At 70.6% G+C, this 25,581-nt stretch carries 23 protein-coding genes; 13 read left to right on the forward strand and 10 right to left on the reverse strand.

The window, feature by feature from the left end; all coding sequences use genetic code 11:
* Positions 1-135: 135 nt before the first annotated feature.
* The 5 genes from JW613_RS20775 to JW613_RS20795 all read right to left on the reverse strand — a co-directional run bounded on the left by JW613_RS20775 (position 136) and on the right by JW613_RS20795 (position 7,597).
* The gene (locus JW613_RS20775; RefSeq protein ID WP_209212338.1) at positions 136-3,318 is read right to left on the reverse strand and encodes a glycoside hydrolase family 2 TIM barrel-domain containing protein; all 3,183 of its coding nucleotides are present in this window, start codon (positions 3,316-3,318) and stop codon (positions 136-138) included.
* Between the two features lie 206 nt (positions 3,319-3,524).
* On the reverse strand, positions 3,525-4,064 hold the full coding sequence (locus JW613_RS20780; RefSeq protein WP_209212339.1) for a hypothetical protein: 540 nt from the start codon (positions 4,062-4,064) through the stop codon (positions 3,525-3,527).
* Positions 4,061-4,786, reverse strand: coding sequence for an aspartate/glutamate racemase family protein (locus tag JW613_RS20785; protein ID WP_209212340.1), 726 nt, complete (start codon positions 4,784-4,786; stop codon positions 4,061-4,063). Before JW613_RS20785 ends, JW613_RS20780 begins: the two co-directional genes overlap by 4 nt.
* Before the next feature lie 23 nt (positions 4,787-4,809).
* On the reverse strand, positions 4,810-6,291 hold the full coding sequence (locus tag JW613_RS20790) for an NCS1 family nucleobase:cation symporter-1 (RefSeq protein ID WP_209212341.1): 1,482 nt from the start codon (positions 6,289-6,291) through the stop codon (positions 4,810-4,812).
* A gap of 271 nt (positions 6,292-6,562) precedes the next feature.
* A complete protein-coding gene (locus JW613_RS20795) occupies positions 6,563-7,597 on the reverse strand; it encodes a WYL domain-containing protein (RefSeq protein ID WP_209212342.1) in 1,035 nt (344 codons plus the stop codon).
* 271 nt (positions 7,598-7,868) lie between these two features.
* Between JW613_RS20795 and JW613_RS20800 the strand changes: the two genes are divergently transcribed.
* Positions 7,869-8,969 carry a winged helix DNA-binding domain-containing protein gene (locus tag JW613_RS20800; RefSeq protein ID WP_209212343.1) on the forward strand — a complete coding sequence of 367 codons (1,101 nt, stop codon included), beginning with the start codon at positions 7,869-7,871 and terminating at the stop codon, positions 8,967-8,969.
* A 105-nt stretch (positions 8,970-9,074) separates the two neighbouring features.
* On the opposite strand, the gene JW613_RS20805 is transcribed toward JW613_RS20800, so the two are convergent.
* The gene (locus JW613_RS20805) at positions 9,075-9,902 is read right to left on the reverse strand and encodes a glycerophosphodiester phosphodiesterase family protein (RefSeq protein WP_245226010.1); all 828 of its coding nucleotides are present in this window, start codon (positions 9,900-9,902) and stop codon (positions 9,075-9,077) included.
* Positions 9,903-10,284: 382 nt separating this feature from the next.
* Here JW613_RS20805 and JW613_RS20810 point away from each other — a divergent pair, with 382 nt between their 5' ends.
* From JW613_RS20810 to JW613_RS20820, 3 genes are all read left to right on the forward strand, one after another.
* Positions 10,285-10,725 (forward strand): helix-turn-helix transcriptional regulator, encoded by a 441-nt coding sequence (locus JW613_RS20810; RefSeq protein ID WP_209212344.1) that lies wholly within the window; start codon positions 10,285-10,287, stop codon positions 10,723-10,725.
* A 10-nt stretch (positions 10,726-10,735) separates the two neighbouring features.
* A complete protein-coding gene (locus JW613_RS20815; protein WP_209212345.1) occupies positions 10,736-11,146 on the forward strand; it encodes a VOC family protein in 411 nt (136 codons plus the stop codon).
* A 278-nt stretch (positions 11,147-11,424) separates the two neighbouring features.
* Positions 11,425-13,830, forward strand: coding sequence for an ATP-binding cassette domain-containing protein (locus tag JW613_RS20820; protein ID WP_209212346.1), 2,406 nt, complete (start codon positions 11,425-11,427; stop codon positions 13,828-13,830).
* 99 nt (positions 13,831-13,929) lie between these two features.
* Here JW613_RS20820 and JW613_RS20825 read toward each other — a convergent pair whose 3' ends face one another.
* From JW613_RS20825 to JW613_RS20840, 4 genes are all read right to left on the reverse strand, one after another.
* Complete coding sequence (locus JW613_RS20825) at positions 13,930-14,856, reverse strand: glycoside hydrolase family 16 protein (protein WP_209212347.1); 927 nt, start codon at positions 14,854-14,856, stop codon at positions 13,930-13,932.
* A gap of 134 nt (positions 14,857-14,990) precedes the next feature.
* Positions 14,991-15,422 (reverse strand): hypothetical protein, encoded by a 432-nt coding sequence (locus JW613_RS20830; protein ID WP_209212348.1) that lies wholly within the window; start codon positions 15,420-15,422, stop codon positions 14,991-14,993.
* A 201-nt stretch (positions 15,423-15,623) separates the two neighbouring features.
* Positions 15,624-16,262: a hypothetical protein gene (locus JW613_RS20835; protein WP_209212349.1), complete on the reverse strand. Its 639-nt coding sequence runs from the start codon at positions 16,260-16,262 to the stop codon at positions 15,624-15,626.
* 63 nt (positions 16,263-16,325) lie between these two features.
* Positions 16,326-17,030, reverse strand: a complete 705-nt coding sequence (locus JW613_RS20840) for a YqjF family protein (RefSeq protein ID WP_307865973.1) — start codon at positions 17,028-17,030, stop codon at positions 16,326-16,328.
* A gap of 311 nt (positions 17,031-17,341) precedes the next feature.
* Between JW613_RS20840 and JW613_RS20845 the strand changes: the two genes are divergently transcribed.
* The 9 genes from JW613_RS20845 to JW613_RS20885 all read left to right on the forward strand — a co-directional run bounded on the left by JW613_RS20845 (position 17,342) and on the right by JW613_RS20885 (position 25,567).
* On the forward strand, positions 17,342-17,965 hold the full coding sequence (locus tag JW613_RS20845) for a hemerythrin domain-containing protein (protein ID WP_209212351.1): 624 nt from the start codon (positions 17,342-17,344) through the stop codon (positions 17,963-17,965).
* Between the two features lie 157 nt (positions 17,966-18,122).
* Positions 18,123-18,305: a ribbon-helix-helix domain-containing protein gene (locus JW613_RS20850; RefSeq protein WP_209212352.1), complete on the forward strand. Its 183-nt coding sequence runs from the start codon at positions 18,123-18,125 to the stop codon at positions 18,303-18,305.
* 6 nt (positions 18,306-18,311) lie between these two features.
* On the forward strand, positions 18,312-18,656 hold the full coding sequence (locus JW613_RS20855) for a VOC family protein (protein ID WP_209212353.1): 345 nt from the start codon (positions 18,312-18,314) through the stop codon (positions 18,654-18,656).
* A gap of 27 nt (positions 18,657-18,683) precedes the next feature.
* A complete protein-coding gene (locus JW613_RS20860; protein WP_209212354.1) occupies positions 18,684-19,541 on the forward strand; it encodes a class I SAM-dependent methyltransferase in 858 nt (285 codons plus the stop codon).
* 330 nt (positions 19,542-19,871) lie between these two features.
* Positions 19,872-20,354: a hypothetical protein gene (locus JW613_RS20865; protein ID WP_209212355.1), complete on the forward strand. Its 483-nt coding sequence runs from the start codon at positions 19,872-19,874 to the stop codon at positions 20,352-20,354.
* Positions 20,355-20,439: 85 nt separating this feature from the next.
* Entirely contained in the window at positions 20,440-20,628 is a 189-nt protein-coding gene (locus tag JW613_RS20870) for a hypothetical protein (protein ID WP_209212356.1), read from the forward strand.
* Positions 20,629-21,081: 453 nt separating this feature from the next.
* A complete protein-coding gene (gene mdlC / locus JW613_RS20875; RefSeq protein ID WP_209212357.1) occupies positions 21,082-22,686 on the forward strand; it encodes a benzoylformate decarboxylase in 1,605 nt (534 codons plus the stop codon).
* A gap of 86 nt (positions 22,687-22,772) precedes the next feature.
* Positions 22,773-24,176 carry an FAD-binding oxidoreductase gene (locus JW613_RS20880; protein ID WP_209212358.1) on the forward strand — a complete coding sequence of 468 codons (1,404 nt, stop codon included), beginning with the start codon at positions 22,773-22,775 and terminating at the stop codon, positions 24,174-24,176.
* Complete coding sequence (locus JW613_RS20885; protein WP_209212359.1) at positions 24,173-25,567, forward strand: cytochrome P450; 1,395 nt, start codon at positions 24,173-24,175, stop codon at positions 25,565-25,567. Before JW613_RS20880 ends, JW613_RS20885 begins: the two co-directional genes overlap by 4 nt.
* The last annotated feature ends 14 nt before the right edge of the window (positions 25,568-25,581 follow it).

Below are 25,581 nucleotides of genomic sequence, written 5' to 3' on the forward strand. Positions count from 1 at the left end.
ACTCAACCATCGGCGGCACCGGGCAGTCTCCTGTCCGGGAAGGCGTAGGTCCGGTACGGCGAGCGGCCACCGGCGGCCCCACCGGATGACGGAGCCGCCGACGTATGGAGCCGACCGGGTGCCGGGAGGGGAGGGTCAGTCCCGGTCGTCCGCGCGCTGCGTCTCCTCGGCCTTCCGGTCGCTGTGCGCACCCATGAGGGCCCGCAGCGAGACGATGCGCAGGAAGCCGTTGTCCTCGTGCGGGTGAGCGCTTGTCATCCCGAGCTTCAGCCGGGTGGTCACAACGTCGTCGAACGTGATGCGGGTCGGCTCCCCGGAGGTGGACGCCCAGTCGACGCGGAGGTGGTCGACCGGGACGTAGTCCTTGCCGTTCCAGTAGCTGACGGTGAGCTTCTTCGGCAGGGCGTGGGCGTCGTCCGTCGTGAACGAGGCCTGAAGGCCGGTGAGACGTCGGCGGTCCGGCCAGCTGAGCGAGACCCAGTCGTGGGCGTGGGCCTTGCTGATGGCGTGCAGCAGCCCTGTCGCCGGCATCCGGTAGAAGTTCGACCAGCCGGTGGCAGGGTCGCCGTCGAGCATGGCCGCGGGAACGGTCTCGGGCGCGCCGGAGAAACTGGCGTCCGCGCTCGGCCCGTCGCCGCGTTCCGGCTTCTTGCCGGCAGCGTCCGGTACGGGCAGGGCAGCAGGCGCACGCTCGTGTCCCCGGCCCCTTCCGGTGGCCCGGATCCTTGTCGACCCCGGGCGGAGCCCGTCTGCGTGCGCGGTGACGACGACAGACCCGGAGTCCTGTCCTGCCTGCACGATGGCGAGTGCTTTGCCGTGGAAGGCGGCGCGTGCGGGGGAGCGGTAGTTCTCCGCGCTCTCCTGCTGTCCGTTGTCCACGCCCAGCAGGCGGCTGCCGCCTCCGGAGACCCGAAAGGTGATGCGGTGGTCCGCGTCCGGCACCACTACGCCCCGCGCGTCGGTGACCTCGGCGGTGACGAAGCACAAGGAGCGGCCGTCGGCGGCGATGCGCTCCCGGTCCGCGGTGAGCCGTACGGCGGCCGGGTCGCCGGCTGTCCGCAGCGTGTCGCGGGCCACCTCGACGCCGTCGCGCCGGGCCACCGCGACGAGCTTCCCCGGCCGGAAGGGGACCTGCCAGGTCAGGTGCAGCTTGCCGGCGCTGCCGTTCGGGCTGGTGTAACTGCCCGGGTAGGGGCCGGAGGTGACCGTCTTGTCGTCACCGGTCGCTTCCGTCGTCTCCCAGTACGTCCGGCCGTCCTTCGTGGTCTTCCGATCGAAGGACTTGGCTCCCAGCGACCGCCCGTTGAGGAAGAGTTCCACGGTCTCGACGTTGCTGTAGGCCCATACCGTGACCTCATCCTTGCGCCGATGGGTCGTCCAGTCCATCGGCACCAGGTGCACCATCGGCTCCTGGCTCCACTGGCTGCGGAAGAGGAAGAACTGGTCCTTGGCGAAGCCGGCGGTGTCGACGGCGCCGAAGAAGGACGACTTGACGGGGAAGACGTTGTAGTACGGGGTGGGCTCGCCCAGGTAGTCGATGCCCGTCCACAGGAACTGGCCGGCGAAGAACTCCCGGTCGCGATCCTTCTTCAGGGCGTACTCCCCGCTCATCGTCCAGGTTTCGAGGTTGTTGTCGTAGGAGGAGGCGCCCCGCGCGCCGGGTGTGTAGTTCTCCCCCGTGTTGAGCTGTGAGGGATTGTCGTACACCCCGCGGGTGGAGGTGGCGGAGGACGATTCGGCCTCCAGCAGGAAGGTGGTGGGGTACTTCTTGTGCAGAGCGTCGACCGAGGCGGCCGTGTTGTAGTTCAGGCCGACGCCGTCGAGCATGCGCAGGATCCGGTCCTGTGGCGAGCCGTCCTCGGGCACCGTGCGGTATTTGTCCGAGCCCATCACGATCGGCCGGGTGGTATCGACTGACCTGACGGCCTCGATGAGCCGCTGTGCCATGGCGACCCCGGCGCTGCTGGTGCTGTCGGGGATCTCGTTGCCGATCGACCACATCACCACGGCGGGGGAGTTCTTGGCGGCGTGGACCATCTCCTTGACGTCGGTGTCGCTGTGCTCGTCGAAGAACCGGCCGTAGTCGTACGGGTTCTTGGGGGTGCGCCAGCAGTCGAAGGCCTCGACCATCAGCACGATGCCGAGTTCGTCACACATCTCGACCACCTGCGGCGCCGGTGGGTTGTGCGAGGTGCGCAGTGCGTTGACGCCCATCGTGCGCATCTTCGTCAACTGCCGTCGGGCCGCGTCGGGGTGGAAGGCGGCACCCAGCGAGCCCAGGTCGTGGTGGAGATTGACGCCGCGCAGCTTCGCCGACTCGCCGTTCAGCGAGAAGCCGTGCTCGGGGTCGAAGGCGAACCACCGCAGACCGAACCGTGTGGTCGTCTCGTCGACGACCTTGCCGCCCACGGTGATCCGGGTGACGGCGGTGTAGAGATACGGTCTGTCGAACGTCCACAGACGGGGGGCGTCGATGCGCAGGTCGAGCCGTGTGGCGGCGGGGCGTTCGCCCAGCGTCGCCGGTGCGTCGGCCTTCGCCACGGTCTTTCCGTCCGCGTCCTTGACGGTCGCGGACAGCTTGGCCCGCACCGACCCCTGGCCGTGGCTGACCGCGCGGGCTTCCAGGCGTACATCGGCATGGCCGTCCTCGACGGCCTTTTCGAGCTTCGGCGTGGTGACCGTGACACCGTGCCGGGTGAGGTGCACAGGATCGGTGAGGACGAGGCGTACGTCGCGGTAGATGCCGCTGCCTGAGTACCAGCGGCTGCTGGGCACCTGGTTGCGTACCTTCACCGACAGTCTGTTCGGGGTCTTCCCGTCGGTGTGGACCAGGTCGGTCAGATCGAGGGCGAAACCGGTGTAGCCGTAGGGGTGGGTGCCGGCGAGTCGGCCGTTGCAGTAGACGTGTGCGTCCATGTAGACGCCGTCGAATTCGACGGACAGCCGCTTCCCGGCGGCCTCCGGCGGCAGGGTGAAGGTCTTGGCGTACCAGCCGAGGCCTCCGGGCAGATAACCGCTGCCGGCGGTGGTGTGGTCCCCCTCGCGGGGTGACAGTTCGATGCTCCAGTCGTGCGGCAGGTCCACAGCGCGCCACAGCGAGGCGTCTGCGGCCGGCTGCCGGGCGTCGGCTCCCGTGGTGTTGACCAGCGCGAACTGCCACCCTTGGCGGAAGTCGACCGTTCGCTTCGAAGTGGGCACCGTTGCCGGGGCGGTCGGTGCGCCGGCGGCAGCAGCCGGGGTGTGCCCCACGATCGGGACCGCCAGCACTCCGCCGAACACGGTCGCTCCGCCCAGGGCCGCTCGTCGTGAGATCGCCATTTTGTGGCTCCCGCCCTCGCTGTTGTCGAAACGCCGCGCGATCGACGCGGCCCGCAGAACGACGGGATTTTGAGGGGAGTTGTTGGATTGCGTCAATAGAGCCATCAGTTCTGCTCAAGAAGTAACGCGATCCTTCCCGGGGCAACGGTCGCCGGCGCGCACATGATCGACGACCGGCCGGTCGAGAGCGGGAGACGACCGGCCGGTCAAGGGCGGGAGGAGAGCGCCGTCCGCCGCACACATCCGCCGCGCGCCCGGCAGAGGCGCACTTCCTCTCCGCCGTAGAGCGCGTCCGCGAGCGTGGTCCGGTCGGTGAGCTGCAACGCGATGCCCGCGTCCTTCAGGGCGCGAATGAGACGCTCGGGCAGGGCTCGCCGGTCGGGCTCTGCCAGTTCGGCCGGATCACGGGTGAGGGCCAGCAGGACCTTGCGTGGTCCACGGCCCGCACCGGTCGACCGCACCCCGACCCAGCGGTCCAGTCCCGCTGTGCGCAGAGCGGCCCGGGTGTCGTCCCGCAACTCGACGCACGACAGGTACTCCAGGATGACCGGCGTGCTGTAGGTGCCTGCCGCGGTCCGTGCGATCTCACTGGCGGCGACGCCCCTCCTGCGGTCTGCGCGCATGGCCGAGAACAGATCCTCCCGGACGCGCAGATACTCCTCGACGGCCGCACGGGTGTGCAGATAGGTCATGGCCTCGGTCTCTTCCGGTTCCAACGTGGTCGGTCGTGCGCGGGTGGATGTCACGGCGTCGGTGGCGGCCAGTTGAGGATCTTCTTGGGGCGTGGTGGGGCGTAGGTGCGCACCTTCGACGTGGACAGGCCGAGGCCGACCAGGGACTCGGCGACCTTCACGGCGGCGGTGACCCCGTCGACGACGGGGACACCGGTCCGTTCGACGACGCGTTCGGTCAGACCGGACATGCCTCCGCAGCCCAGGCAGATCACTTCCGCGCGGTCGTCCTCCACCGCCCGGGCCGCCTGCTCGGCGATGGCGTCCACCGCGGCTTTCTCGTCGCGTTCCAGGTCGAGCACGGCCAGCCCGCTGGCGCGCACCGAGGCACACCGGGCGCTCAGACCGGCCACATGGAGACGCTCCTCGATCAAGGGGACCGTACGGTCGAGGCTGGTGACGACGGAGTAGCAGCGGCCGAGGAACTGTGCCGTGCTCGCGGCGGCCTCGGTGATGTCGACGACCGGGACGTCGAGCAGTTCCTGCAGCCCCTCGCGGCCGTGTTCGCCGTATCCGGCCTGGATCACCGCGTCGAACGGTTCCGGATGGGCGCGTACCGCTTCCATCACGGCGACGGCGGCGAGGTAGCTCTCGTAGTTGCCCTCGACCGACTCCGCGCCGAAGGAGGGCGTCAGGGGGACGATCTCGGTGCCGGGCGAGGCGGCGCCGGTCGCCTGTCGGCCGATCGAGTCGGTGATGGAGCGCGTGGTGTTGACGTTGACGACGAGGATACGCATGGGACGGCCTTCTGGTGGTCGGGTCATTCGGCGGCGACGGCGATGGCCTCGCCGTCCACATCACGGATCGCCGCGCTGCGGTCGGCGATCACCGCGTACAGCACGGCGGCGAGGGCGGCGCCGATGAACCAGGAGAATCCGGCCACGGCGTGGAAGGCGGGCACCAGGGCGAGGACGACCGCGACCGCGGCGCTGGGGGCGAAGGCGGCGACGGCCCGCGGGTTGTAGCCCCCGCGGTAGTGGTACTCGCCCTGTGCGTCTTCGGTGTAGAGGTCGGGCACGTTCACGCGGGATCTGCGCAGCAGCCAGTAGTCCGCCATGATCACACCGAACAGCGGCCCGAGCAGGGCGCCGAGCCCGCCGAGGAAGTAGTTGACCACGATTGGGCTGTCGTAGAGGTTCCAGGGGAGGATGACGAGGCCCAGTACGGCGCTGACCAGTCCGGCCCGGCGAAAGTTCAACCGGCGGGGGAAGAGGTTGACCAGCGCGTAGATGGGCGCGACGAAGTTGGCCAGCAGATTCACCGCCACCGTCAGCACGATGAGGGCGAGCGAAGCCGTCGCCAGCAGGAACATGTTCGGTACGGTCCTGACGATGTCGGCGGGGCTGGTGATGACGTGCCCGTCGAGCTTGAACTGGGCCCCGCTGAGCACCGCCACGATGACGGCGAAGAAGAGCATGTTCACCGGGATACCGACCACGTTGCCCCGGACGATGGAGCCACGGCTCCTGGCGGAGCGGGTGAAGTCGCAGAAGTTCAGTACGAACGTCCCGTAGATCACCACCCACAGCGCGGCGCCCTGCAGGATCTGCAGCCACATCTCGCCGCCGATGAGCGGCTCGTCGATGGACAGGGAGATCGAGCCGTCGGCGCGGAGGAACATCCACCCCGCCAGGGCGCACATGGTGATCAGGGTGGTGGGCGCCGCGAAGGCCATGTACCGCCGGATCATCTGCATCCCGTAACTCACGATGAGCACCTGCACGGCCCACAGGGCCAGGAAGGTGATCCAGCCGAGAGTCGACTGGCCGAGTACGGAGTTGCTCTCCAGCCGGCTCAGGCCGGGGAACATCGCCACGAGCAGGGTGCTGAGGACGGAAGAGGCCAGATAGGTCTGGATGCCGAACCAGGCGATGGCGACGGCCCCCCGGATACCGGCCGGGATCTTCGCTCCTTTGATGCCGAACGCGATGCGGCTCATGACCGGGAAAGGGACGCCCGTCTTGTGCCCCATGAAGCCGGACAGGGTCAGCAGGAGAAACAGCAGGACGGAAGCGAGCGCGAAGGCCGCCATGATGCCCCAGATGTTCAGTCCGAGGGCGAAGAGGCCGATGGCGAACGCGTAGTTCCCGAGGCTGTGTACGTCGTTGGCCCAGAGCGTGAAGACGTTGTAGGCGCCCCAGCGGCGCCCTTCCTTCTTCGTCGGGGCCAGGTCGTACGTGTACAAGCCGGTGCTGGAGGTGGCACCGGTCTCCACGGACGACCGCTCATCCACGGCAGTCATAGGGGCTCCGGAGGGGGAGGGAAGTGGAAGTTCAGAGGTTTCCACAAAATGGAAGTGGGATTCCGCTGGCCAGAACGTAGTTTTCGCCAAACAGCAGCGTCAAGAGGTGCGAAGAAAAGACTTGATCAAGTGCACAAATAGGCACCGACCGGCATAAATGCGCTGCATCGCGGCGGTAGGGGGAGCCTGGGAACAGGCCGTGTACACCCTCACCCACCGGGCAGGATGGCGCGGAGTCGCGCGTGGGCACGCGGCAGCGACGCGCGGTTGCTCAGTGGCTCGCGGGCGGCACGGTGGAGTCGGCGGGTCCGTCGGACGCGGCGTCGGCGAAGCGGCGGGCCAACTGCGCGAAGGCCTGCTTGAGTTCGGGCGGGCCGACCACCTCGATCCCGGCGTCGAATCTGCCGACGGTCGCGGCCAGGCCGGGCCACGACCACGAGCCCAGCACAAGCCGGCAGCGGTCCGCGGCGAGTTCCTCCACCAGCCCGTCGTGGACGTAGTGGGACACGGCGGCGGCGGGCAGGTCCAGGACCACCTCGCCGCGGCAGGGCCAGTCGTACGAGCCGTCGGAGCCCTGGAACCTGCCGGCGACGAAGGCGGCCACATCACCCCCGGGTACCTCACGCGGGGTGAAGCGAGGGCCCGTGGGGACACGCGGAGAGAGCCGGTCCGCGCGGAAGGTGCGCCAGTCCTCGCGGTCGAGGTCCCAGGCGACGAGATACCAACGTCCGCCCCAGGTCACCAGATGGTGCGGCTGCACCCGGCGCGGCGACGTCGTGGCGCTGTCCCGACCGGCGCCCGGCGGGGAGACGGGAGCGTAGTCGAAGCGCAGCACTTCGCGGGCCTGGACGGCCGCGCTGAGTGCCATCAGCACGCTGCTGTCGACCTGGGGAAGCGGCCGGGCCGCGGGTCGCTCGACAGCGGTGACCCGGAGGGCGTCGATCCGGTGGCGCAGCCGTGCGGGCATGACCTGCCGGACGGTGTTGAGGGCGCGGGCCGCGGCCTCCTCGATGCCGGCACCGGTGGCGGTGGCGCTCTGCAATGCCACGGCGAGGGCGACGGCCTGCTCGTCGTCGAACAGCAACGGGGGCAGCTGTGTTCCGGCGTCGAGTCGGTAGCCGCCGTCGGGGCCCTTGCTCGCCACGATGGGGTAGCCGAGTTCGCGCAGACGGTCCACGTCCCGGCGCACGGTGCGCCGGCTGACGTCCAGCCGCTCGGCCAGCAGCGCTCCCGGCCAGTCCCGGCGCGCCTGGAGCAGCGAGAGCAACGACAGCAGTCGTCCTGAGGTCTTCTGCACGACCTCCATCCTGCTCCAGGAAGCGGCCAGGATCTGACCGCTTCTCCTGCGACTGTGATCACCACCGGGCGGGCCCGAGCAGACCGCCCGCCCTCGTCGTGTCGGCACGCCCGGCGCCACACGGACCGCCCGCACGAGATCCCTCGACAGGCAAGGAGCCGATCATGTCTCTCGACACTGTGACCCGAGCCGGGCGGCGGCACCCCGCCGCCCGGCCGTCGCCCGACCGCTGCCGTGCCGACAGTCGGCCGACGACCGACGAACGGGTCGCGGTGAGCCGATGACCGTGCTCGACACCCGGGCGCTCAACCGCGCCACGCTCGCCCGGCAGTTGCTGCTCGACCGTGCCGACATGCCGGTGCTCGACGCCGTCGGCCACCTCGGTGGACTGCAGGCACAGGAACCGCAGGAGCCGTTCATCGGTCTCTGGTCGCGGCTGCGTGCCTTCGCCCCGTCCACGCTCTCGGACCTGCTCGTCCGGCGCAGCGTGGCACGGACCCACCTCATGCGCCGCACCGTCCACCTCGTCACCGCCGAAGACGCTCTCGCCTGGCGGGCCCGCCACGACCCCATGCTGCGCCAGCGGGTGCTCGGAACCTATCGCCGGGAGCTCGACGGGGTGGACCTCGACGAACTGGCCGCCGCGGGCAAGGCGGTCATGGCCGACGGCCGGCCCCGCTCGATGGCCGAGCTCACGCGTGCGCTCGCCGACCGCTGGCCGCAGCGACAGCCGCGCGCCCTGGGGGAGATGCTGGTCGCCGCCCTCCTCCCGATGGCGCAGCTGCCGCCGCGCGGGCTGTGGCGCGCCAGGGCGGGTGTGCGCAACGTCCTGCTCTCCGCCTGGCTGGGGCGCGAGATCGACCCGCCGGCCATGGACGGATCCGACCCGGTCGGCCAAGCTCTGGTGCGCCGCTATCTGGCCGCTTTCGGACCCGCCGCCTCGGCCGACCTGCGCTCCTGGTGCGGACTGGCGGGGCTGCCTGCCGCGATTGCCGCGATACGCGAGGAGTTGGTCACCTTTCGCGACGAACGGGGCCGGGAACTGCTGGACCTCCCCGACGCGCCGCGCCCCGACCCCGGGACGCCCGCCCCGGTGCGGTTCCTGCCGGCTTTCGACAACGCGATCCTCGGATACCACGACCGCAGCCGGATCGTCGACGACGACCACCGGGGGCTGTCGGTCGCCGGCGCGCGCGTCGTCCTGGTCGACGGCCGGGTCGGCGCGACCTGGACCGTTGAGGCGGGCACCGTCCTCGTCACTCCGCTGCGTCGCTTCTCCCGTGCCGACCGCACCGACCTGGCGGAGCAGGCGCGGGCGCTGGCGCTGTTCCTCTCCGACGGGGACAGCGACCGGGTACGGATCGCCGCGTCCACCGACTGACCCCCGCCCCGCTGCCTGGCCCGGTCCTGATCTCGGCCTCCCCGCCTGTGCGGTGGCTGTGGGGGCCGGGTGCGCCGCGCCCCCACCACCGGTGCGCTCCGAGCGTCAGACGCACTTGCCGGACAACCAGTCCTTGAAGCCCTTGGTCCACGAGGTGGCCATCCGCACCGAACGCGTGGGGGATCCGAGCCGCGCCAGACTGTCCTGCCACGACGCGTAGTTGCCGGAAGCAGCCGGGGGCGGCTCCTCCCAGCCGATCCCGTCGACCCAGGCTGGACGCCCGGTGAGCGAGGAGCCGAGCCCTGCCGCCTTGAGACGCCGCTCGAGTTCCGGCCGCAGAGCGGCGTCATGCGTGTAGAGCATGATTTCCTGGGTGGCGGCCCGCTCCGAGACGGGTGCGATGACCTCTCTCCAGGCCCTCTCGCGGATGGCCGAGTCGCTGTGGAGCAGTGACTGCTCGGCCTCCGGCTTGAGCTCCACCAGGGGGATGATGCCCTTGGCCTCGGCACTGTCGAGCCACTCGCGGAAGGTGTGGACGGTCTCCCCGGTGTACGGGCCCCGGGTGATCGTCCGGCCTCTGAGCTGGTCCGCCCCCGTCGCCCACCACAGCTCGGTGATGGGCGCTCGGGTGCCGGTCAGCCCGTTGGTCGTGGTGTTGTGCCACATCACGCCCTTGGTGCCGTTCCTGGTGAGCTGGAGGTCGGCCTCCACGCCCGAGGCGCCCCAACTCTTCTGCTGGGCGAGCGCCCGGGGATTGTTGGGCTGGCGGATCTGGTCACGGTTCCAGGGGTTGTCACCGGTCGGGTAGCCGCCGTGTCCGAAGATCGTCGGGCAGACGGGTAAGGCCGCCGCCTCGGCGGTGTTCGCTGCCTGGACGGTGCCGAGCAGCAGCGTCGCGCCGATGGCGACAGCACTCCGTGCTCTCCACTTCATCGCGCCCCCTTGGCCTTCTCTTCTCGGCTGTCTTCCGGTGCACAGCGCACGCGCGCCCTCGCCGGCTCCCGTCCGGGTCCCGGATGAAGACGGAACGCTGCTTCCGCCCCCGGCGGAGCGTCGCCCCGCCCCCGGTGGAGCGCCGCGTGGCTGAGGGGGCGCTGCCGCAGCATAGGAACGGTGGGGGAGACCCGTAACCCCGCGCGTCCGCCCGCGCCTTGGAAGGGAGGCCGGTCCCGTTCGGGCCCGGCCTGGACGGTTCGGGAGCGGGCGGTCCCGCGCCGCGGGGCTCGCCCCTCGCCCCGGGCCCTGTCCACCCCCGCCTTGAACCGCGTTCTTGCAGGTGAGCGGCGCTGTCGGAGGGCGGTGGTAGCGTCACGACATGACGCCGGAAGAGCTTGCCGATCTCGCACATCTGCGCCGAGCGCGGGATCTGATCGATCGGGAGTACGCGCAGCCCCTCGATGTGCCGACGATGGCCCGCCACGCGCTCATGTCGCCGGCGCACTTCTCGCGACGGTTCCGGGCCGCCTACGGCGAGACCCCCTACGGCTATCTCATGACCCGCCGGATCGAGCGGGCGATGGCGCTGCTGCGCGGGGGGATGAGCGTGACGGACGCGTGCATGGCGGTCGGCTGTACCTCACTGGGCTCGTTCAGCTCGCGGTTCACCGAGCTCGCGGGGGAGACGCCGAGCGCGTACCGCGCTCGGGACCACGACGCCGTGGTGGCGATGCCCGCGTGCCTGGCGAAGGTGCGCACCCGCCCGCTGCGGGACGTGTCGAGCAGGATTCGAGAAGCGCGCCCCGACGCCGCCGCTTAACGTCACTCACATGACTATCGCACTGCAATACAGCCACATCACCGTCAACGACGTGGACGAGGCGCTCGTCTTCTACCGGGAGGCTCTCGGCCTCGAAGTGCGCAACGACGTCGCCTCCGGCGAGTTCCGCTGGGTCACTCTGGGTAGCGCGGCTCAGCCGGGCGTCGAGATCGTGCTCTCGGAGCCGCACGCCGGGCGTTCCCAGGCCGACGGGGACGCCCTGCAGGAACTGCTCACCAAGGGCGTCCTGCCGATGATCGTCTTCAGGACCGATGACCTCGAGGCCACCTTCGAGCGGGCGCGGGTCTCCGGTGCCGAGGTGCTGCAGGAGCCCATCGACCAGCCCTGGGGCCCGCGCGACTGCGCGTTCCGCGATCCCTCGGGCAACATGGTGCGGATCCAGCAGGAATCCAAGGCGTAGCGCCCGGTCGCCCCGGCCCCGCCCCGCCGCCGTGCGCGCCGGACGGCTGCTCGTCCGCGCCGTACGGCCGGGGAGCCCACCGGGACCCGGGACCGCAGCGGGAGCCGGGGCGGGGCCGGGGAGGGGTCTCCTTCGTCGGGTCGCGCCCGTGCGGCGCCGAAGAGGGGACACGACGTGAAGAGAAGCAGCAGGACGTACTACGCGGAGTTGGTCGGGCACAGCCGGGCGACGCCGACGGGGACCGCGTGGGCGGTCCCCGCCTCACAGATGGAGACACGATGAGCAGGACCACGGGGGCGCAGGCGCAGTCGTCTGCGCTGCATGCTGCCGACAGCCACGACATGATCCGCGTGTACGGGGCGTGCGAGAACAACCTCAAGAACGTCGCCGTCGAGATACCGAAGCGCCGGCTGACGGTGTTCACCGGCGTCTCCGGCTCGGGTAAGAGCTCGCTGGTCTTCAACACGATCGCCGCCGAGTCGCAGCGGTTGATCAACGAGACCTACAGCGCCTTCGTGCAGGGTTTCATGCCGACGCTGGCCCGGCCCGAGGTCGACGTCCTCGACGGCCTGACGACCGCGATCATCGTGGACCAGCAGCGGATGGGCGCCGACCCCCGCTCCACGGTCGGCACCGCCACCGACGCCAACGCGATGCTGCGCATCCTCTTCAGCCGACTGGGCGAGCCCCACATCGGCCCGCCCAGCGCGTACTCCTTCAACACCGCCTCGGTCCGGGCATCCGGTGCGATCACCGTCGAGCGCGGCAACAAGAAGGCGGTGAAGGCGACCTTCCAGCGCACCGGCGGTATGTGCACGCACTGCGAGGGCCGTGGCACGGTCTCCGACATCGACCTCTCCCAGCTGTACGACGACTCCAAGTCGCTCGCCCAGGGCGCGTTCACCATCCCGGGCTGGAAGTCGGACAGCCAGTGGACCGTGCAGGTCTACGCACAGTCGGGCTTCGTCGACCCGGACAAGCCGATCCGCGAGTACACCGAGAAGGAGCTGCGGGACTTCCTCTACGGCGAGCCGGTCAAGGTGAAGGTCAACGGCGTCAACCTCACCTACGAAGGGCTGATCCCGAAGATCCAGAAGTCGTTCCTGTCCAAGGACAAGGAGGCGATGCAGCCGCACATCCGGGCGTTCGTGGAGCGGGCCGTCACCTTCACCACCTGTCCCGAGTGCGACGGCACCCGGCTGAGCGAGGGCGCCCGCTCCTCGAAGATCGGGAAGATCAGCATCGCCGACGCCTGCGCCATGGAGATCCGCGACCTGGCCGAATGGGTCCGCGACCTCGACGAGCCGTCGGTGGCGCCGCTGCTCACCGCGCTGCAGGACACCCTCGACTCGTTCGTGGAGATCGGTCTCGGCTATCTCTCGCTCGACCGTCCGGCGGGCACCTTGTCGGGCGGCGAGGCGCAGCGCGTGAAGATGATCCGCCACCTCGGCTCGTCCCTCACCGACACCACGTACGTCTTCGACGAGCCCACCATCGGTCTGCACCCGCACGACATCCAGCGGATGAACGACCTGCTGCTGCGGCTGCGGGACAAGGGCAACACGGTCCTCGTCGTCGAGCACAAGCCGGAGACGATCGCGATTGCCGACCATGTCGTCGACCTCGGGCCCGGCGCAGGTACCGCGGGCGGCACCGTCTGCTACGAGGGCAGCGTCGAGGGGCTGCGCTCCAGCGACACAGTCACCGGCCGCCATCTCGACGACCGGGCCTCGCTCAAGGAGACCGTGCGCGAGTCCACCGGAGCGCTGGAGATCCGGGGCGCGACGACGCACAACCTCCAGGGCGTCGACGTGGACGTGCCACTCGGCGTCCTCTGCGTGGTCACCGGCGTGGCGGGCTCCGGCAAGAGCTCGCTGATCCACGGCTCGGTCCCCGCCGGGGCGGACGTCGTCTCGGTCGATCAGAGCGCCATCAAGGGCTCCCGGCGGAGCAATCCGGCGACCTACACCGGACTGCTCGACCCGATCCGCAAGGCCTTCGCCAAGGCCAACGGAGTGAAGCCGTCGCTGTTCAGCGCCAACTCCGAAGGGGCCTGCCCCACCTGCAACGGCGCCGGCGTGATCTACACCGACCTGGCCATGATGGCCGGTGTCGCCACCCCCTGCGAGGACTGCGAGGGCAAGCGGTTCCAGCCCTCGGTGCTGGAGTACCGCCTCGGCGGCCGGGACATCAGCGAGGTGCTGTCGATGTCGGTGGCCCGGGCCGAGGAGTTCTTCGGCGCCGGAGAGGCACGCACTCCGGCCGCGCACAAGATTCTCGACCGGCTCGCCGACGTCGGACTCGGCTATCTCACCCTCGGCCAGCCGCTCACCACCCTGTCCGGCGGCGAGCGGCAGCGGCTCAAGCTGGCCACCCATATGGGTGAGAAGGGCGGTGTGTACGTCCTCGACGAGCCGACCACCGGTCTGCATCTGGCCGACGTCGAGCAGCTGCTCGGCCTGCTCGACCGGCTCGTCGACTCGGGCAAGTCCGTCATCGTCATCGAGCACCATCAGGCGGTCATGGCGCACGCGGACTGGATCATCGATCTCGGGCCGGGCGCCGGCCACGACGGCGGCCGGATCGTCTTCGAGGGCACCCCCGCCGACCTCGTCGCCGCCCGCTCCACCCTCACGGGCGAGCACCTCGCGGCGTACGTCGGTGCGAAACAGCCGATCGGTTAGCTCCGGAGCCACCGGGCGCGCGCCGCGTACGCGGGGGCGCCCGCACCCGGCCGGACGGCAGCTCGGCCGGGGTGCGGGCGCCCGTGCGTGTACAAAGGGTCAGTCGCCGGTGGTGACCCGTACGTAGTCGACGGTCATCCGCTGTGGGAAGTTCGTCGAGCCGTCCGGGTCGCCGGGCCAGTAGCCGCCCACGGCGAGGTTGAGGATCAGGAAGAACGGCTTGTCGAACACCCACGGGTTGCCGCCGACATCGGCGGGCGTACGTGTCTGGTAGACGTTCCCGTCCACCGACCAGGTGACGGCGCCGGGGGACCAGTCGATGGCGAAGGTGTGGAAGTCGTCGGCGAAGGCCGCGCCGCCTGGCAGGGTGTATGCGGCGCCGACGCCGCCCGAGCCGGAGTAGCCGGGGCCGTGCAGGGTGCCGTGCACGGTGCTCGGCTCGAAACCGACGTTCTCCATCACATCGATCTCGCCGCAGGCCGGCCATCCGGCGCTGCCGATGTCGTCACCGAGCATCCAGAAGGCCGGCCACATGCCCTGGCCGCGCGGCACTTTGATGCGCGCTTCCACATGACCGTAGGTCTGGGTGAACTTGCCCGCGGTGTTCAGCCGCGCCGAGGTGTACTCGCATGTGCCGTACCAGCACTGGTAGTTGCCGGGGTTCTCCTTGCGTGCGGTGATGACGAGATTGCCGTTGCCGTCGAGCGCGGCGTTGTCGGTACCGGGGGTGTAGTACTGCCGTTCGTGGTTGTTGACGTTGTCGCCCGTCTCGGTCTGCCACTTGCTGCTGTCGACCAGGGCGCCGGCTGGGCCGTCGAAGTCGTCGGAGAAGACGACCGCTTGTGTGCCGCTGCCGGGGCGTCCGGTGCCTGTGGCGTCGGCCGAGGCTGTGGCGGGCAGCAGCGCGGTGGTCAGGCAGCACAGCAGGGTTGCTCCGCACACGGCCGTGCGGCGTCGCCAGGTGAGTCTCACGTCAGCCCGTCCTTTCGTGGGGGAGTGGACATAGGGCCTGCTGGGTCTGCTCATGACAAAACATCAACGGAGATGTGCATGGCACCTTCCGCAAGTCCCGGGCTTTCTTGATGACTTGTTGTAAACGCGTCCGAGCAAGCCGTCAAGGCTTTGGTCCAGACCGATGTGTGTTCAAGAAGTAGCGGCGGTCAGTCCGCCTCGTCGCCCTCTTCCTGGGAGCGGCCGAGGGAGGTGTGCCGCGACAGGAGCTGTGCGAGGACCACGTCCACCCCTCCCATCAGGAGGTAGGCGACAACCGTGCCCAGTCCTGTGACGGGCCAGGCGATGAGGCCGGGGATGCGGGAGAGTCCGTAGGCCACCGCCACCGCCAGTGCGACGGAGACGAAGTCGATGCCTCCCCTGAGTCCCAGGACCTGCTGGCTCTCACCCAGCCGTCCGTGCCGGAACCGCCCGAGGAAGCCGAGGCTCACCAGCATGAAGGCCCCGGCGGCACCCAGGGCGAAGCACACCGTCTCGGTTGCGCCCCCGGGGCCTTTCGCCGCGCCGGTCAGTCCGTAGGCAGCCGTGATCGAGACGGAGAACCCGTAGGCAGTGGCGTTGTCCTGAAGTGCCGTTCGCACACCTTGCCCGTAGACGTACGGCTGACTCGGCGGCGGTCGATCGTGCGCACTCGGTTCCTTTTTGTCCGGCATTGCGCCAGTTTTCCATGTGCTCGTCGTCCCGACGCCCCTGTTCGCGCCGTGTCTGAGGGACAGGGCGGTGTGGCGGTGCCGGGGGGCGCTGCCCCGGCCGAGCGGCCGAACGTCCCCGGCCGGGAGCTGTCATCCGGGGCCGGACGCCACCGTCGTCGTCACCCGCGTCACGGCGGGCTTCCTCGGCACCGAACCGAATCCGAAGTGCACGGGCGGTTCGACGGGTGTCATCCCACCGAGGTCGGCGCCCTCGAAGGTCGCGGACACCGCGCTGATCGGCTGCAGATCCCGGGCGCCGTACCACTCGCGGCGGCCCCCTCCCGCGCTGCCGCGGGTCCGAACTCCGGAGAGCAGCAGGCGAGCGGGCCGGTCCGTCAGCGCACTCCATGCCGGACGCCCGGCGAGCGGGCCGGGGACGACGGACAGCAGGAGCCCCAGCAGCCGTCGCGGGCCGGTGCTGAAGCGCAGGGCGAGCGGCCCTGCGGTCACGGTCCAGGTCTGCCCGGTGACGCTCACCTCGACCGGGACCAGGCGCACCGTGTCGAAGGAGTAGGTGTCGCGGACGAAGTCCGCCGTCTCCCGGGTGGGGGCCAGCAGCAGTCGTTCCCCGTCGGACCGTTCGAGCATCACGTCGCTGAACGGCCCGAACAGTGACCGCTGCCAGTGTCCGAGCACGATGCGCGTCCCGGAGGCGGTTCCCATGCCGGCGATCCAGCCCTCGAAACGCCACCGGGGGCGCCGAGTGGTTCCGCCGAGTTTTCCGCTCATCCGCTCACCCCGCGAGAACCCGCTCGCCCGAAGGGTGCTCGTGCCGGCCCGGGACCGGGCTGGTCAAGAGGCGCCCGACGCCGGTACGCAGGGCCGGGAGGGGCCAAGCCGTACATGCCCGACTCCTTCCGAGAAGTGCGTCACGGGCTTGTCGAGAGGGGTGGGGAGGCCCGCCGCGGTGGTCAGCGTCTCCTCCAGTACATCGACCGCCGCTTCGGCCAGCGGCCAGGGCTCGTGTTCCACGGGTGTCTCCCAGAGCATCCCGAACCGTCGGGTGTACGCCCGCCAGCGCGAGGTCAGCCACACGGCCCGGTCCGTCGGCCCCGGCCCCAGGGAGTTGCCGGTGCGTACGGTCAGACGGTACGAAGCCCCGTCGGTCCTTCTCGAACCCGCGTACGAGACGGTGTCCCCTTCCGTGGATACGTCGAGAGCGGCCACGTGATACGGCGCGCCGATGGCGCGGGCCGCCAGCATCGCGGGGCAGGCGACGTCGAGCGAGAGGAACCACAGGCCGTCCCGCCCGTCCCGGTGCCGGACGTAGGTTCGCAGGTTCGTCTCCGCGAAGGTCCGGAGCCCGGGGAGGGCGGCAGGGACGCCGGCGGGACGCACGTCGGTCATGAGGAACGGGGTGAGCCCGACCCAGGCGACTCCCTCGTACTCGTCCACGACCAGGCCCTCGGGAAGCAGGGCCTGCACCGTCTCCGGCCGGTAGGGCCAGTCGACGAACGTCTGCGTCAGCCAGCCGGCCCGCAGCGCGGGCAGACGCACTCGCTGCTCCGCCTCGTACGCCACCACAGGCCGCGAGTCCCCACGCACGGCTGCCGCAAACGATCGGGTGCCGTACGCCTGCAGGGCAGGGCACGGACGCCGCCCGCCGGTAGTCGCACTGAACGGCGCGGGTCGGCCCGGAACCGTACCTCCTGCTGCCATGATCACCATATGCGGTCGAATCGGGGCGCTGTGTCGTCGGCGGACTGAAGGGGCCGGCCCGCTCACCCGGAGTCGTGTTCCGGCGTGGGCCCGCCCTCCGAGGCCGCTGCCCGACGTACCGCCCATGTTTCCTGAACGAGGAGTCTCCTGTGGGCCAGGCGCAGCAGAACCATGATCAGCCTCCGGCTGCCCAACTGCCGCCGGACGATGTCGTAGGGGTGCTGCTGACGCAGCATGCCCGGATCCGGAAGCTGCTCGAAGCGGTGCGCAGCGGGCCTGCCGAGGAGCGTGAGCGGAACTTTCGGGAGCTGCGGGCGCTGCTGGCGGTCCATGAGACCGCCGAGGAGATGATCGTCCGCCCCACGGTCAAGAAGATCGGCGGCGGAGAAGAAGCCGCCGCTCGCAACGGGGAGGAGAAGGACGCCGGCAAGACCCTGGCCGAGCTGGAGAAGCTCGATTCCGGCAGCGAAGAGTTCGTCACCGTGTTCGCCGGCTTCGAGCAGGCGGTGCACGAGCACGCTGCACGGGAGGAACGCGAGGAATTCCCTTCGCTGCGCCGCCTGTGCACCCAGGAGGAACTGTGCAGGATGGGCCGGCGACTCCTGGCGGTGGAGCGATCCGCGCCCACTCACCCGCACCCCTCGACCGCCGGTTCGACGGCTGCCCAATGGACCTTCGGCCCTTTCGCCGCACTGCTCGACCGTGTCCGGGACGCGGTCACTTCCTCCTCGCCCGACCGGCCGGACGCCACGGCCGGTAGCGACGGCCCGTAGCCCGGGTCGGGGCCGACGGGACCGGCCGGACCGACGGGACCGGCGGGGTCGGCGGGACAGGTGTCGATCTCCCGAGCCGTACCCGGGCCGTTGGCCGGGCGGCACCGCCGTCCGGCATTCGCCAGCGCCTAGCTTGCTAGGATGCTAGCATCGTCCCGTGGGTGATCAGGAAGTCAAGCAGTTCAACGTGTACCTGCCGATCGAGCTGATCAAGCAGGTCAAGTACCGCGCCATCGAGTCGGGCATGTCGTTGTCGGCGCTGGTCGCCGAGGCGCTGCGGGCCCATCTCGACGACGCCCATGAGCAGCAAGGACAGCAGTCCACCGAGAAGGAGAGCTGAGCTGATATGGCGACCGAAGGAATCGAGGCCGTGTTCCTGGAGACGCACAACTGGGGCAGGGCGGCGAAGTTCTTCCAGTCATTGGGCTTCGAACTGGAGTTCGCGACCGATCACAACTCCGGCCAACTCCGCAACGGCGACGGGCCGTACGTCTTCATCGCCGAGGTCCCGGAGGACCAGGAGCCCCGTATGCGGCTCGCGCTGAAGGTGCCGGACGCGGAGACGTTCCGCCCCGACCCGGCAGTCGAGGTGGTCACGCCGTTCGAGAGCACCCATTACGGGACCAAGGAGATGACCGTCCGCGACCCCGACGGTCGTCTGTGGAGCCTCCAGGCTCCCGCCGACGACTGACCGCAACCGAAAGGGAGGAGTACACCCATGACGGAGGAGCAGGCCGGGGCGCCGGACAACACCGCGGTGCGCGTGGCCCTCTGGCGGGCCATGCATGTCCAGATCGACCCGCCACCCCATGTGCTCCGGGACGAGGTCGGGCTGCGGCTGGCGGACCCCGACGACGACTGGCGTGACCGCCCCGACATGGACCCGCACATCACCAGCGGATTCCGAGCGGCCGTCGTGGCCCGCTCCCGTTTCATCGAGGACCTGGTCACCGAGCAGGCGGACCGTGGCGTCACCCAGTACGTCGTCCTGGGAGCCGGTCTGGACACCTTCGCGCAGCGCAGACCGGAGATCGCCTCCCGGCTGCAGCTCTTCGAGGTCGACCAGCCCCGGGCCCAGGCCTGGAAGCGCCACTGTCTGGACGCGCTCGGCTACGGCATCCCCGACTGGCTGCACCTGGTGCCGGTCGACTTCGAGGCGAGCGAAGACTGGCTGAAGCAGCTCACGGAGGCGGGCTTCGACCCCGGCCGGCCGGCGGTCATCGTCTCGACCGGCGTCACCATGTACCTCACCGAAGACGCCACCGCGGCCACCCTGGGACAGATCGCCGGGCTCGCGCCGGGCTCCACGCTCGCCATGACCTTTCTGCTGCCGACCGAACTTGTCGACGTGGCGGACCGCCCCGGCCTCCGCAGGAGCACGGAAGGCGCACAACAGTCCGGAACGCCGTTCATCAGCTTCTATCCGCCGCAGCAGATGCTGGCGCTGGCCCGCGAAGCCGGCTTCAGCCAGGTCCGACATGTGTCGGGCACCGCGCTCGCCGACCGCTACTTCGCCGATCGCACCGACGGCCTCCGCCCGTCGAGCGGAGAGGACCTGCTACTGGCCACCACCTGATCCCTCTCGCCACGCCTCCCGCGCCCAAGAAGACTCCGGACCCCTGCGATCCGCCACCCGCGCGGCCGACGGTCCCGCCGGCGCCGTCGGCCGCGAGCACGGCCTCTCCGTCCTCAGTGTGCTGCGCAGAGTCGCCGAACGAGCCCGTACCTCCACGCAGTTGGAGCACCGGCTCCGGCGGCTTGGGCCGGATCCGGCTGTACGGGGTTCTCGGACGCCTCACTCCGCACTCACCGATCTGACCGCGTAGCGCATGGTTTAGCCAACATGAGTGAAACACGGCTCTCGTACGGGTGACTCCCCTGATGTTCCGTACCGACCGCATTGAGCATGGCAGAGGAAGACGCGGACGGGATGGGATGGCAGGAGGCGTGCCGGATGCCCCTTCGAGCACCACCCATGGCCCGCCTGCGGCCGTCAGGCCGCGGACATGCGACAGCTGCGACCTTGGCGGCCGTACTCACTCTGCTGCTCACTCTCTTCACCCTCGGCAGTTCCGATCTGGCGGCCGAGGAGGCGGGCTGCGTGCACGACCGGGCCGCTGCCGTGGCCGCAGGCACCACGCCCTGTCCGCAGGTGGCCGTGGACGCCCCGGGAAGCGACCAGCACCCTGGGCACGACCCGTCCTCCGCCCCGGTGAGCCTCGTGGCGACCTCCACCCATCGGCAGCTGTGCCACACGCCTCTCCCCGCGATCGACTCCCCGGCCATCAGCGGTCCCTTGCCCGCGGCGGCAGCGCCGACGGACCCGGCTCCCGGTGTCACCGCCGACTGTCCCCAACGGACGACCCAACGGCAGATCCTGCGCTGCTGATCGGACCCGTCCGTCCGGAACCCGTGTCCATGCCGGGTCCCGGATGGCTGCCGCCACGGTCCTTCACCTCTGCCGCAGGAGAACCATGCCTACCGACCCCTTCCGGGCCATCGCCGCGCTCGCACGCGCCGAAGCCGCCCGTACGACCACACCCACCACTCCCGAGCCCCGCGAACCGGCCGAACCTGCCGAACCCGAACCCGCCGTGCCCGAGCGCCGTCGCACCGGCTGGCGTGAGATCGCCCGCCGGATCCACCGACCAAGGTCGGCCTGAGGGCTCACCCGGTGCCGGCTGCGGCCACGCCGATCGGCCTCGGCCGGCACCGGGCCGTACCCGGACGGACCCATGCCGAGATCACTGAGGGGGGTGGCCGGGGGCACCCACGCCGAGATCCACGACAGCCGTTCGCCCCGTGGGAGCCCGGCTTCCTGAACCGCGGCCACCCGTGAACTGCTGGGGCGCCCTGCTCCTGCTCAACTGATCGACACCGGGTTATGTGTGCGGCCGGGCGCTGTGAAGAAAACATCACTGCGCGGGGTTTGCCGAACGGGCAGTTGACACGAGACAGGCGCGGTCGGCGGGTAAAGCCCGATATCACGGCTCCGAGGGGGAGCAAAACCCGTAAGAGCGGGACATTTTGTTGTGACGTCGCTGTCGTGCTGCATTGGCCTCCGCACGCCGGGGACCGTCGTCACGGTCACCGCCAGCTCTGCGGGAAGGACCTCCATGCGCACAGTCCGGGAATCCGCCCTGGATGTTCTGAGAACACGCGGCATGACCACGGTGTTCGGCAACCCCGGCTCGACCGAGCTGCCCTTTCTCAAGCACTTCCCCGACGATTTCCGGTACATCCTCGGCCTGCAGGAAGCCGTGGTCGTGGGCATGGCGGACGGCTACGCGCTCGCGTCCGGCACCACCGCTCTCGTCAACCTGCACACCGGCCCCGGCACCGGGAACGCGATGGGCGCCATCCTCAACGCCCGCGCCAACCGCACCCCGATGGTGGTCACCGCGGGACAGCAGGTGCGGGCGATGCTGACCATGGAGGCCCTGCTCTCCAACCCCCAGCCCACACTGCTGCCGCAGCCGGCCGTCAAGTGGGCGTACGAGCCGCCGCGTCCCACCGACGTGCCGCCCGCGCTCGCACGGGCCGTCCAGCTGGCCGAAACCCCGCCGCACGGGCCCGTGTTCCTCTCCCTGCCCATGGACGATTTCGACGCCGCCGTCACACGGGCCGAGGACCAGGCCGCGCAGGCCACAGCGGCCCGCGAGGTCGAACACGCCACAGCCCCGCGGCCGGAGACCGTACGCTCCCTCGCCGACCGCCTCAAGCAGGCCCGCAACGCCGTGCTGGTCGTCGGCGACGACGTGGACTCCTCCGGTGCCTGGGACGCCGTGGTCCGCCTCGCCGAGCGTGGCGGACTTCCGGTGTGGTCCGCACCCGCCTCGGCGCGCGTCTCCTTCCCGCACACCCACCCGCTGTACAGGGGCGAACTGCCGCCCGCCATCGGCCCGCTCACCCGGGCGCTGGAGGGCCACGACCTGGTCGTGGTCATCGGCGCGCAGGTCTTCCGCTACTACCCCTACGTACCGGGCCCGTACCTGCCCGAAGGCACCGAACTGGTCCTCGTCACACGGGACTTGGAAGACGCCGCCAAAGCACCCGTCGGTGACGCGGTCGTCGCCGACCCCGCGGCGACGGCCCAGGCGCTCGCCGAGCACTTTCCCGCCCGCGAACCCGCCCCTGCGCCGGACCGGCGGGTGCGGGTCCCGCAGGCGGCGGACGGGGCGCTGCCGCCCGGCACGGCGCTGGCGGCTGTCGTGGAAGGAGCGCCCGAGGACACGCTGTGGGTGAACGAGTCGCCGTCCAACGTTCCGCAGTTCCACGAGGCGGCGCGGATCAGCACCCCCGGCTCCTACCTCTTCTCCGCCGGGGGCGGCCTCGGCTTCGGAGCCGCCGCGGCGGTCGGCGCCCAACTCGGCGCTCCCGACCGGCCGGTTGTCGCCGTGCTGGGCGACGGCTCGGTCCACTACGCCGTCCAGGCGCTGTGGACCGCGTCGGCCTACCGCCTGCCCGTCACCTTCGTGGTGCTGAGCAATGCGCGCTATGCGATCCTGCAGTGGTTCGCGCAGCTCGAACATGCGCAAGGCGCCCCGGGACTGGACATCCCCGGACTGGACATCCCCACCGTCGCCGCAGGCTACGGGGTGAGCTCCTGCCGTGCCGAGAGCGCGGGGGAACTCACCAAGTCGGTGCGGGACGCCACGGCCCAGCGCGAAGGGCCCGTACTGATCGACGTACCGGTCACCACTGAGCTGCCCTCTCTTTGAACCACCTGCGGCGGCATCCGCCCACCACTCCCGGATCCGCCGTGGGGCACCGAGCCCGCACCGGCCGCACAACCCCTGGAAGGCCCATGCCCGCTGATTCCTCGCGTCTGCTGAACGAACTGCGCGACCGGCTGCCCGCCGACACTCTGCTCACCGACCCCGAGTCCCTGGCAGCGCATGCCCGGGACGCGGCCCCGTTCTCCGCTCCCGGCCATCCCGCGGTCGTCGCGCTGCCGCGCACCGCCGCACAGGTCGAGGAGGTGATGCGGACCGCGTACCACCTGGGTGTCCCCGTCGTCCCGCAGGGCGCCCGCACGGGACTCGCCGGTGCCGCGAACGCGGTCGACGGCTGCGTCGTGGTATCGACCGTCCGCATGGACCGGATCGCCGCCATCGACCCGGTCAACCGGCTCGTGCGGTGCGAGCCCGGTGTCGTCACCAAACGCCTCAACGACGCCGTCGCCGAGCACGGGCTGAGCTATCCGCCCGACCCCGCGTCCTGGGAGACCTGCACGATCGGCGGCAACATCGCCACCGGGGCAGGCGGTATCTGCTGTGTGAAGTACGGCGTGACGGCCGACTACGTGCTCGGCCTGGACGTGGTGCTCCCCGACGGGCGGCGGATGCGCACCGGGCGTGACACGGCCAAGGGCGTCGCCGGATACGACCTGACCCGGCTCTTCGTCGGCTCGGAAGGCACCCTCGGTGTCATCGTCGGCGCCACCCTCGCGCTGCGGCCCGCCCGGCCCGCCCCGCTCGCGCTGCTGGCGCAGTTCCCGAGCCTGGCCGCGGCCGGGCACGCCGTCGCGGCCCTCACCGGAGCGGGACATCTGCCCTCGGCCGTCGAACTGCTGGACAGGGCCACCTCCCAGGCCGTCGCCGAGTACGGGCACGCGCTGCTGCGGCCCGACAGCGCCGCCACCCTCATCGTCGAGAGCGACGCACCCGACCCGGCACCTGACCTCGCCGCGATGAAGGCGCTCTGCGAGGACGCCGGCGCCGACCAGGTGGTCGCCGCCACCACCGCTGAAGAGTCCCAGCAGATCATCGAGGCCCGGCGACTGGTGTCTCCCGCGCTGGGCAAGTACGCCGCCGCGCTGGGCGGGCGGCCCACGGCGTTCATCGAGGACGTGGCCGTACCACCGTCCGAACTGCCCAAGTTCGTCGGCACGATCGAGGACATCGCCCGGCACCACCGGCTGCGGATCTTCACCCTCGGCCACGCCGGGGACGGCAATCTGCACCCCACGGTCCTCTTCGACGAGTCCGACCCCGACGAGGTCCACCGGGCCCGCACCGCCTACGACGACATCATGGCGGCCGGACTCGCGCTCGGCGGCACAACCACCGGGGAACACGGCATCGGGACGCTAAAGCGCGACTGGCTCGGCCGCGAACTCGACGCCGTCAGCCTCGAACTGCACCGGGGCATCAAGCGGCTCTTCGACCCCAAGCAGCTGCTCAACCCGGGAAAGGTCGTGGAAGCATGATCCGTCCCGCGCCGCCGACCGGCCCCGAGGACCCCGCCGGCCCCTACGACTCAACCGGCTCCACCGATTCGCCGCCCGGAAGTGCTGCCGCGCGACCGTCCCGCGCCCGCCGCGGCGAATCCGTCCGCTTCGCCGTCACCCACTCGCTGCCGGCCTTCGTCCGCGGCGTTCCGGCCCCCCGCCCGGCGATCGGAGCGCTGCTGGGCGCGGTAGGCCAGCCCCGCTGGTCCGCCGCGACCCTGCGGGCCCTGCGCGACCGCTACCACGGCGCGCCCGTGCTGCTCGGTGGGGCATCCGGTGACACGCTCGTCCTCCTCGACCCCGCCGACGTCGAGGAGTTCTTCGCCCGCCCGGTGCGTGAGCTGGCGCTGGACGCCGTGGACAAGACCAAGATGCTCGCGGTCCTCGAACCCACCGGCGTCATCTGCTCCCACGGCGACCTGCGCGAAGAACGCCGCTCCCTCAACGACGAGGTGCTGGCCCACCACGAGGACACCCACCCCTCGCACGGCACGTTCCGGACCGTCATCGCCGAGGAATGCACCCGGCTCACCGCCGGGCCCACCCTGACGTTCGCCCGGCTGCGGCGCACCGTTCAGCGCATCGCACGCCGCATCGTGCTGGGGGACCAGGCGGCCGGGGACGAGGAACTGCACGGCTGGCTGCTCACCCTGCGCAAGGAGGGCAACTGGGGAGCGCTGCGGCGCGGCCCCACTGCGGCCGATCAGCGGCTGTACACAGCCGCCACCGACCGGTTGCACGTCTACGCTCCGCACGCTCCCGACACCACGCTCCTCGGCCGTGCCAGGGACACCGCCTGCGGTGCGGACGTCGACGCAGTGGGGCAGGCCCACCACTGGATGCTGGCTCTGGACACGATCGCCCCCATCGCCGCCCGCACGCTGCTGCTGCTCGCCGCGCACCCCGCCGAACAGGCCGCACTGCACGACCAGTCCGGCGGCTTCGACAGCACCCGGCTGCAGGCCTGCGTCATGGAGAGCCTCCGCCTCTATCCGATCGTGCCCGATCTGCTGCGCATCCTGCGCGCCGACACCACCTGGCGCGGGAGGCCCTACCCGGCCGGGACCCATGTCCTGGTCCCCATCGGGTTCCTGCAGCGCGACAGCGGTCTGGTCCCCGGCGGCTCGCTGTTCGCCCCCGGTCGCTGGTGCGCCGAAGGCGCCGAGCGCGACAGGCGGATGGCGCCGTTCAGCCACGGGGAGGGCCGCTGTCCGGGCGACCGGCTCGGCCTCATGGCCGCCACCGAAGTCTGTGCCCAGGTGCTCCGCGAGCACCGCGTCGTCGGGGGCCGCCCCCGACTCGACCCGCACCGGCCGCTGCCGGGCGCCCTGAACGCCTCCGGCGTCCAGCTCGCCCTGGCCCGCTCCTGAACACCGGACCGCCG

It is taken from the genome of Streptomyces smyrnaeus (assembly GCF_017676345.1).
In the GTDB taxonomy this organism is placed as follows: domain Bacteria; phylum Actinomycetota; class Actinomycetes; order Streptomycetales; family Streptomycetaceae; genus Streptomyces; species Streptomyces smyrnaeus.

What these genes read in the sequence shown, in the direction of transcription:
- JW613_RS20810 (WP_209212344.1), top strand. Translation starts at nt 10,285, where the DNA reads ATGACGCCGGAAGAGCTTGCCGATCTCGCACATCTGCGCCGAGCGCGG.
- JW613_RS20805 (WP_245226010.1), bottom strand. Translation starts at nt 9,902, where the DNA reads ATGAAGTGGAGAGCACGGAGTGCTGTCGCCATCGGCGCGACGCTGCTG.
- JW613_RS20865 (WP_209212355.1), top strand. Translation starts at nt 19,872, where the DNA reads ATGGCAGAGGAAGACGCGGACGGGATGGGATGGCAGGAGGCGTGCCGG.
- JW613_RS20860 (WP_209212354.1), top strand. Translation starts at nt 18,684, where the DNA reads ATGACGGAGGAGCAGGCCGGGGCGCCGGACAACACCGCGGTGCGCGTG.
- JW613_RS20790 (WP_209212341.1), bottom strand. Translation starts at nt 6,291, where the DNA reads ATGACTGCCGTGGATGAGCGGTCGTCCGTGGAGACCGGTGCCACCTCC.
- JW613_RS20870 (WP_209212356.1), top strand. Translation starts at nt 20,440, where the DNA reads ATGCCTACCGACCCCTTCCGGGCCATCGCCGCGCTCGCACGCGCCGAA.
- JW613_RS20775 (WP_209212338.1), bottom strand. Translation starts at nt 3,318, where the DNA reads ATGGCGATCTCACGACGAGCGGCCCTGGGCGGAGCGACCGTGTTCGGC.
- JW613_RS20880 (WP_209212358.1), top strand. Translation starts at nt 22,773, where the DNA reads ATGCCCGCTGATTCCTCGCGTCTGCTGAACGAACTGCGCGACCGGCTG.
- JW613_RS20835 (WP_209212349.1), bottom strand. Translation starts at nt 16,262, where the DNA reads ATGAGCGGAAAACTCGGCGGAACCACTCGGCGCCCCCGGTGGCGTTTC.
- JW613_RS20820 (WP_209212346.1), top strand. Translation starts at nt 11,425, where the DNA reads ATGAGCAGGACCACGGGGGCGCAGGCGCAGTCGTCTGCGCTGCATGCT.
- JW613_RS20885 (WP_209212359.1), top strand. Translation starts at nt 24,173, where the DNA reads ATGATCCGTCCCGCGCCGCCGACCGGCCCCGAGGACCCCGCCGGCCCC.
- JW613_RS20785 (WP_209212340.1), bottom strand. Translation starts at nt 4,786, where the DNA reads ATGCGTATCCTCGTCGTCAACGTCAACACCACGCGCTCCATCACCGAC.
- JW613_RS20795 (WP_209212342.1), bottom strand. Translation starts at nt 7,597, where the DNA reads ATGGAGGTCGTGCAGAAGACCTCAGGACGACTGCTGTCGTTGCTCTCG.
- mdlC (WP_209212357.1), top strand. Translation starts at nt 21,082, where the DNA reads ATGCGCACAGTCCGGGAATCCGCCCTGGATGTTCTGAGAACACGCGGC.
- JW613_RS20855 (WP_209212353.1), top strand. Translation starts at nt 18,312, where the DNA reads ATGGCGACCGAAGGAATCGAGGCCGTGTTCCTGGAGACGCACAACTGG.
- JW613_RS20815 (WP_209212345.1), top strand. Translation starts at nt 10,736, where the DNA reads ATGACTATCGCACTGCAATACAGCCACATCACCGTCAACGACGTGGAC.
- JW613_RS20800 (WP_209212343.1), top strand. Translation starts at nt 7,869, where the DNA reads ATGACCGTGCTCGACACCCGGGCGCTCAACCGCGCCACGCTCGCCCGG.
- JW613_RS20825 (WP_209212347.1), bottom strand. Translation starts at nt 14,856, where the DNA reads ATGAGCAGACCCAGCAGGCCCTATGTCCACTCCCCCACGAAAGGACGG.